The following is a 6,636-nucleotide window of genomic DNA, read 5'->3' on the forward strand; positions in this document are numbered from 1 at the left end:
GTGTGCCGACAGAGCAAACGAGGAAAGCATGAGCAAGCAGATTCTGATTCTCCCAGGTGATGGCATTGGCCCGGAAATCATGGCCGAAGCGGTCAAGGTCCTGGAGCTGGCAAACGACAAGTATGGCCTGGGCTTCGAACTCAGCCACGACGTGATCGGCGGCGCCGCCATCGACAAGTACGGCGTGCCCCTGGCCGATGAAACCCTGGACCGTGCCCGTGCGGCCGATGCCGTGCTGTTGGGCGCCGTGGGCGGCCCGAAATGGGACAAGATCGAACGTGACATCCGTCCTGAGCGCGGCCTGCTGAAGATTCGCGCGCAACTGGGCCTGTTCGGCAACCTGCGTCCGGCGATTCTCTACCCGCAACTGGCCGATGCCTCCAGCCTGAAGCCGGAAATCGTCTCGGGCCTGGACATCCTCATCGTCCGCGAGTTGACCGGTGGTATCTATTTCGGCGCCCCGCGTGGCACCCGTGAGCTGGAAAATGGCGAGCGCCAGGCCTACGACACCCTGCCGTACAGCGAAAGCGAAATCCGCCGTATCGCCCGGGTCGGCTTCGACATGGCCCGCGTGCGTGGCAAGAAGCTGTGCTCGGTGGACAAGGCCAACGTACTGGCTTCCAGCCAACTGTGGCGTGAAGTGGTCGAGCAGGTGGCCAAGGATTACCCGGACATCGAGCTGAGCCACATGTACGTCGACAACGCCGCCATGCAACTGGTGCGTGCGCCGAAGCAGTTCGACGTGATCGTCACCGACAACATGTTCGGCGACATCCTGTCCGACGAAGCGTCGATGCTCACCGGCTCCATCGGCATGCTGCCGTCGGCTTCCCTGGATGCCAACAACAAGGGCATGTACGAGCCGTGCCACGGTTCGGCGCCGGACATCGCCGGGCAGGGCATTGCCAACCCGTTGGCGACCATCCTGTCGGTGTCGATGATGCTGCGCTACAGCTTCAACTTGAACGATGCCGCCGACGCGATCGAAAAAGCCGTCAGTGTGGTCCTGGACCAAGGCTTGCGCACCGGTGACATCTGGTCGCAAGGTTGTACCAAAGTCGGTACGCAGCAAATGGGCGATGCAGTAGTCGCCGCGCTGCGGAATCTGTAATCTTTCGGGCCCACCGCTCCGACGGTGGCCCACTTTTGTATAGGTGTAGTTGCGATGAAACGTGTAGGTCTGATCGGTTGGCGCGGCATGGTCGGTTCCGTGCTCATGCAGCGAATGCTGGAAGAGCAGGATTTCGATCTCATTGAGCCGGTGTTTTTCACCACTTCCAATGTCGGTGGCCAGGGCCCGTCCGTGGGCAAGGACATCGGTGCGCTCAAGGATGCCTACAGCATCGAAGAGCTCAAGACCCTCGACGTGATCCTGACCTGCCAGGGTGGCGACTACACCAGCGAAGTCTTTCCCAAGCTGCGTGAAGCCGGCTGGCAGGGCTACTGGATCGACGCCGCTTCCAGCCTGCGCATGCAGGACGACGCGGTGATCATCCTCGACCCGGTGAACCGCAAGGTCATCGACCAGCAGCTGGACGCGGGCACCAAGAACTACATCGGCGGCAACTGCACCGTCAGCCTGATGCTGATGGGCCTGGGCGGCCTGTTCGAAGCGGGTCTGGTGGAATGGATGAGCGCCATGACCTACCAGGCGGCGTCCGGTGCCGGCGCGCAGAACATGCGCGAGCTGATCAAGCAGATGGGCGCCACCCACGCTGCCGTCGCCGATGACCTGGCCAACCCGGCCAGCGCCATCCTCGACATCGACCGCAAGGTCGCCGAGGCGATGCGCAGCGATGCCTACCCGACCGAGAACTTCGGCGTACCGCTGGCCGGCAGCCTGATCCCGTGGATCGACAAGGAGCTGCCTAACGGCCAGAGCCGCGAAGAGTGGAAGGCCCAGGCCGAAACCAACAAGATCCTGGGTCGCTTCAAGAGCCCGATCCCGGTGGACGGCATCTGCGTGCGCATCGGCGCCATGCGCTGCCACAGCCAGGCGCTGACCATCAAGCTGAACAAAGACGTGCCGATCGCCGACATCGAAGGGCTGATCAGCCAGCACAACCCTTGGGTCAAGCTGGTACCGAACAACCGCGAAATCAGCATGCAGGAGCTGAGCCCGACCAAGGTCACCGGCACCCTGAACGTACCGGTTGGCCGTCTGCGCAAACTGAACATGGGTTCGCAGTTCGTTGGTGCCTTCACCGTCGGCGACCAACTGCTGTGGGGCGCGGCCGAACCGCTGCGTCGCATGCTGCGGATCCTGCTCGAGCGTTGATCGATTGCTGCTGTGAAAGAACCCGTGCCTTGTGAGAGGTGCGGGTTTTTTTTTTTTTATCTCGGTCGGGTGAGTGCCACAGGTTCTCTTGTGTTCAATTGCTTGCCCGCCAACCACCCGGTAAAGTGCCGCTCCCCACGTTTTACCTGAGGTAGACCCATGAGCCAGTCCTTTGATATTGCCGTGATCGGCGCCACCGGTACTGTCGGCGAAACCCTCGTGCAGATTCTCGAAGAGCGGGACTTTCCGGTCGGCGACCTGCACCTGCTGGCCAGCGGCGAATCGGCAGGCAGCTCGGTGCTGTTCCGCGGCAAAAACGTGCGGGTGCGTGAGGTCGATGAGTTCGACTTCAGCAAGGTCCAAATGGTGTTCTTCGCCGCCGGTCCGGCAGTGACCCTGAGTTTCGCCCCGCGGGCCACGGCGGCTGGCTGTGCCCTGATCGACCTGTCCGGGGCCCTGCCGCCCGAGCAGGCGCCGCAGATCGTGCCGGAAGCCAACGCCCAGATGCTCGCCGGTTTGAGCAAGCCGTTGCAGGTCAGCAGCCCCAGCGCTTCGGCTACGGCCTTGGCGGTGGTGCTGGCGCCGCTGCGCGAATGCCTGGACTTGCAGCGCATCAGCCTGACCGCCAGCCTGGCTGTGTCGGCCCAGGGCCGCGTGGCGGTGAGCGAATTGGCGCGCCAGACCGCCGAGCTGCTCAACGCCCGTCCGCTGGAGCCGAAATTCTTTGATCGACAGATGGCGTTCAACCTGCTGGCCCAGGTCGGTACCCCGGACGAGCAGGGTCATACGCAGCTGGAAAGGCGCCTGGTCCGCGAGTTGCGCCAGCTGCTGAATCAACCTTTGTTAAAGATTTCCGTAACTTGCATTCAAGCCCCGGTGTTTTTTGGCGATAGCTTTAGCGTGACTGTGCAGTCTGCGAGTCCCGTCGACCTGGCCAAGGTCAACGCGGCGTTGGAAGCGGCACCCGGTATCGAGCTGGTGGATGCAGGCGATTATCCGACAGCGGTGGGCGATGCGGTGGGGCAGGATGTGGTCTACGTTGGTCGTGTGCGCGGTGGGATCGACGATCCGGCGGAACTAAATATGTGGCTGACGTCAGATAACGTGCGCAAGGGCGCGGCACTCAATGCCGTGCAGGTGGCTGAGTTGTTGATAAAAGACTTGCTGTAAAAGATACTTGGCATCAATTTGTCGAATGATTCTAGCTGGGCGCTATGCTTGGCCGGAGTGCTGAAGGCGAACATCCCTCTGGGGGACTTTCCCGGGGCATGAGTGAAATGATCGCGCGCACCGTCGCATCGGGGCTGCGCGCAATGCCTTACGGCAGCGGCATCAATACCTTCTCGCTGGCCGAGGAATGTTCAAACAAAGGAAGAGGCTATGGTTCAAGTTCGCAAACTGGTGTTAGCAATAGCGGCCGCCTCGGCGCTGTCCTCCGGTATGGCGCAAGCGCTCGGGCTCGGGGAATTGACCCTGAAGTCGACGCCGAACCAGCCTCTGGTCGCCGAGATCGAGTTGCTCGACGTCCAGCAACTGACCGCTGCCGAAGTCGTGCCGAGCCTGGCCTCGCCCGATGACTTCGCCAAGGCCGGCGTCGACCGCCAGGCCTTTCTCAACGACCTGAGCTTCACCCCGGTGATCAACGCCAATGGCAAGAGTGTCCTGCGGGTAACGTCCAGCCGGCCGCTGTCTGAACCGATGGTCAAGTTCCTGGTGCAGGTGATGTGGCCCAACGGCCGTCTGCTGCGCGACTACAGCGTATTGCTCGATCCTTCCAAATTCTCGCCACAGGCCGCTGACGCTGCCCGGGCGAAACCGCCCCAGGTCGTGGCCACGCCGGTCACCGGGGCCACCAAGCCTTCCCAATACACCACCACGCCGCGCGATACCCTGTGGGAAATTGCCGCCAAGGTGCGTAATGGTGGATCGGTCCAGCAAACCATGCTTGCGATCCAGGCGTTGAACCCGAACGCATTCATCAACGGCAACATCAACCTGCTCAAGACCGGTCAGGTCTTGCGCCTGCCGGACCCGGTGCAAAGCACTGCACTGCCGCAACCCCAGGCCATCGCCGAAGTGGCTGCGCAGAATGCCGCCTGGCGCTCGGGTCGCCGTGGCGTGGCGGGTGCTGGCAAGCAGCAGTTGGATGCCACCAAGCGTGGCCGTGGCGAAGGCGCGCCGGCTCAGGCTGCCGGCCGCGACAACTTGAGCCTGGTGTCGGCCGACTCGGCGAAGGCGGGCGGCAAGGGCAAAGGCGCTGCCGGCGATGCCCAGGCGCTTAGCAACAAGCTTGCAGTCACCCAGGAAAGCCTCGACTCGGCTCGCCGGGATAACGAAGAACTGAAAAGCCGCATGGCAGATCTGCAGAGCCAACTGGACAAACTGCAGCGCCTGATCGAGCTGAAGAACAACCAACTGGCCAAGATGCAGGCCGAAGGTGCCGCCGTTCCTCCTGCTGGCGAGGCACCTCCTGCAATGTCCGCAGAGTTGACCCCTGCGCCGGCGGCACAGGCCCCGACGGCTGCACCGGCGCCAGAGGCGGCCCCGGAAGCGACGCCGCCTGCCGCTCCGGTCGAGCCGACGCCTGTCGCGTCCAACGAGCAAAAATACAACGACCTGCTGACCAATCCGATCCTGCTGGGATTGATTGGCGGCGGCGCAGTGCTGCTGCTGTTGCTGCTGTTGTTGCTCGCCCGTCGCCGCAAGGCTCAACAGGAAGCGGAAAAACATTTGCGCATGGCTCGAGCCCTTGAGGAGGAGGCTGACTTCTCCCCGGAGCTCGATCTGCCCCCGAGCAGCTTCGAGGGCATTGATGTTCCACCGCCAAGCGTGAAACTCGAGCCAAAACCCGCGCCTGCCCCTGCGCCAGTGCCCACGCCGGCTCCGGTGGTCGCGCCTGTGGTGGTCACACCGCCTATCGCGGCGCCATTGGTGGCTCCGGCTGCCGAGCGCTCCGATGACGTGCTGCCCCTGGCCCAGTCCCATATCGACCGCGGTCGCTTGAACCAGGCCGCCGACTTGCTTGAGCAAGGCATCAAGGCCGAGCCTCAGCGCAGCGACCTGCGCCTGAAGCTGATGGAAGTCTACGGTCAGCAGGGCGACCGCGACGCTTTCGTTGCCCAAGAACGCCAATTGGTAGCCAATGGCGAGAATTTCGCCCAGGTCGAACAGCTGAAAAGCCGTTTCCCGGCCATGGTGGTCGCCACCGCCGCAGGCTTGGCCGCCGCGACAGTGGCAGCAGAGCTGGACGCGCAGTACGTCAAGGACCTGCTGGAGGACAAGACGCCGACCGACGAGGAGTTGGATAGCGCCTTCGACCTGAGCCTGGATGACCTGGAAACGACCCCGGTTGCGCCGACGCCAGAGCCTGTCGCTGAGCTGGACGCGTTCCCGGAAGATGACGACCTGAGTTTCGAGTCGGTGCTCAAGCAGCAGACTGAAGCCAACGAAAGCCTGGACGACCTGTCGGAATTCGACCTGGACCTGGGTGCCGAGGCGCCGACGCCGGTTGCGGCGCTCGACGATGAAGACTTCCTGCTGGACCTGGACGACGACCTCAAGGGTCTGGATCTGCCTGCGACTGAAACGCCAGCCTTGGCCGACATCCCTGCCGACGATCTCGAACTGCCAGCGGATTTCGATCTGTCCCTGTCTGACGAAATGGACGCGCACGATGCGCCCAAGGATGCCTTCGAGTCCGAGCTGGACGATGTGAACGCCGAGCTGGAACGCCTGTCCGACAGCCTGGGCCAGCCGACGTTTACCGCCGAAGATGCCTTGGTCGGCGCCGAAGACGAACCGGACTTCGACTTCCTTAGCGGTACCGACGAAGTGGCGACCAAGCTCGATCTGGCCCAGGCCTACATCGACATGGGCGACAACGACGGCGCCCGCGACATCCTCGGCGAAGTCCTCAGCGAAGGCGACGCCACCCAGAAGAGCGAAGCGCAGGAGATGTTGTCGCGCCTGGCGTGAATCAGTTATACAAAAACGGCAGCCGGTGAGGCTAATGCCAGTCAGTTAAGCCTTCTCGCTTGACCTTTGGCCGCAAGAAATCAAAATCCGATGCCTGTACTGGCATCGGATTTTTTTATGCGTCTCGCTCGGGCACTGGAACTGACCCACAACATCGCCTCTACCCCCAACGCCATCGAGGGATTAGATGCCTTGCTCGATCCTTCTTTGGTCGAACAGGCGCTTGAACAAGCCGGTGTGGCGACGCTGCGCAAGCGTCGTTTGCCGCTGGAAATGATGCTCTGGTGCGTGATTTCCATGGCGTTCTTCCGGCGCATGTCTGCTTGGGATGTGGTCAGTCGCATGAACATCATGTTGCCGGGCCAGCGCCCGTTGGTGGCCCC

The 6,636-nt window shown here is 62.6% G+C and carries 5 protein-coding genes; all 5 read left to right on the forward strand.

The window, feature by feature from the left end:
• The first annotated feature begins 28 nt into the window (after positions 1-28).
• Positions 29-1,111, forward strand: a complete 1,083-nt coding sequence (gene leuB, locus BT116_RS17410) for a 3-isopropylmalate dehydrogenase (RefSeq protein ID WP_072345898.1) — start codon at positions 29-31, stop codon at positions 1,109-1,111.
• A gap of 54 nt (positions 1,112-1,165) precedes the next feature.
• The gene (asd, locus tag BT116_RS17415) at positions 1,166-2,278 is read left to right on the forward strand and encodes an aspartate-semialdehyde dehydrogenase (RefSeq protein ID WP_063320313.1); all 1,113 of its coding nucleotides are present in this window, start codon (positions 1,166-1,168) and stop codon (positions 2,276-2,278) included.
• Between the two features lie 159 nt (positions 2,279-2,437).
• The gene (locus tag BT116_RS17420; RefSeq protein ID WP_072345900.1) at positions 2,438-3,448 is read left to right on the forward strand and encodes an aspartate-semialdehyde dehydrogenase; all 1,011 of its coding nucleotides are present in this window, start codon (positions 2,438-2,440) and stop codon (positions 3,446-3,448) included.
• Positions 3,449-3,658: 210 nt separating this feature from the next.
• Positions 3,659-6,253 (forward strand): FimV/HubP family polar landmark protein, encoded by a 2,595-nt coding sequence (locus BT116_RS17425; protein ID WP_072345902.1) that lies wholly within the window; start codon positions 3,659-3,661, stop codon positions 6,251-6,253.
• A gap of 117 nt (positions 6,254-6,370) precedes the next feature.
• Positions 6,371-6,636, forward strand: a 266-nt coding sequence (locus BT116_RS17430; protein WP_175497170.1) for a transposase domain-containing protein, incomplete at its 3' end; no start/stop codon positions are given.

Source organism: Pseudomonas sp. NFACC16-2 (assembly GCF_900119205.1).
Taxonomy (GTDB): domain Bacteria; phylum Pseudomonadota; class Gammaproteobacteria; order Pseudomonadales; family Pseudomonadaceae; genus Aquipseudomonas; species Aquipseudomonas fluorescens_Q.

Bases quoted from the DNA above. Each gene is read 5' to 3' on its own strand.
- leuB (WP_072345898.1), top strand. From the start codon at position 29: ATGAGCAAGCAGATTCTGATTCTCCCAGGTGATGGCATTGGCCCGGAA.
- asd (WP_063320313.1), top strand. From the start codon at position 1,166: ATGAAACGTGTAGGTCTGATCGGTTGGCGCGGCATGGTCGGTTCCGTG.
- BT116_RS17420 (WP_072345900.1), top strand. From the start codon at position 2,438: ATGAGCCAGTCCTTTGATATTGCCGTGATCGGCGCCACCGGTACTGTC.
- BT116_RS17425 (WP_072345902.1), top strand. From the start codon at position 3,659: ATGGTTCAAGTTCGCAAACTGGTGTTAGCAATAGCGGCCGCCTCGGCG.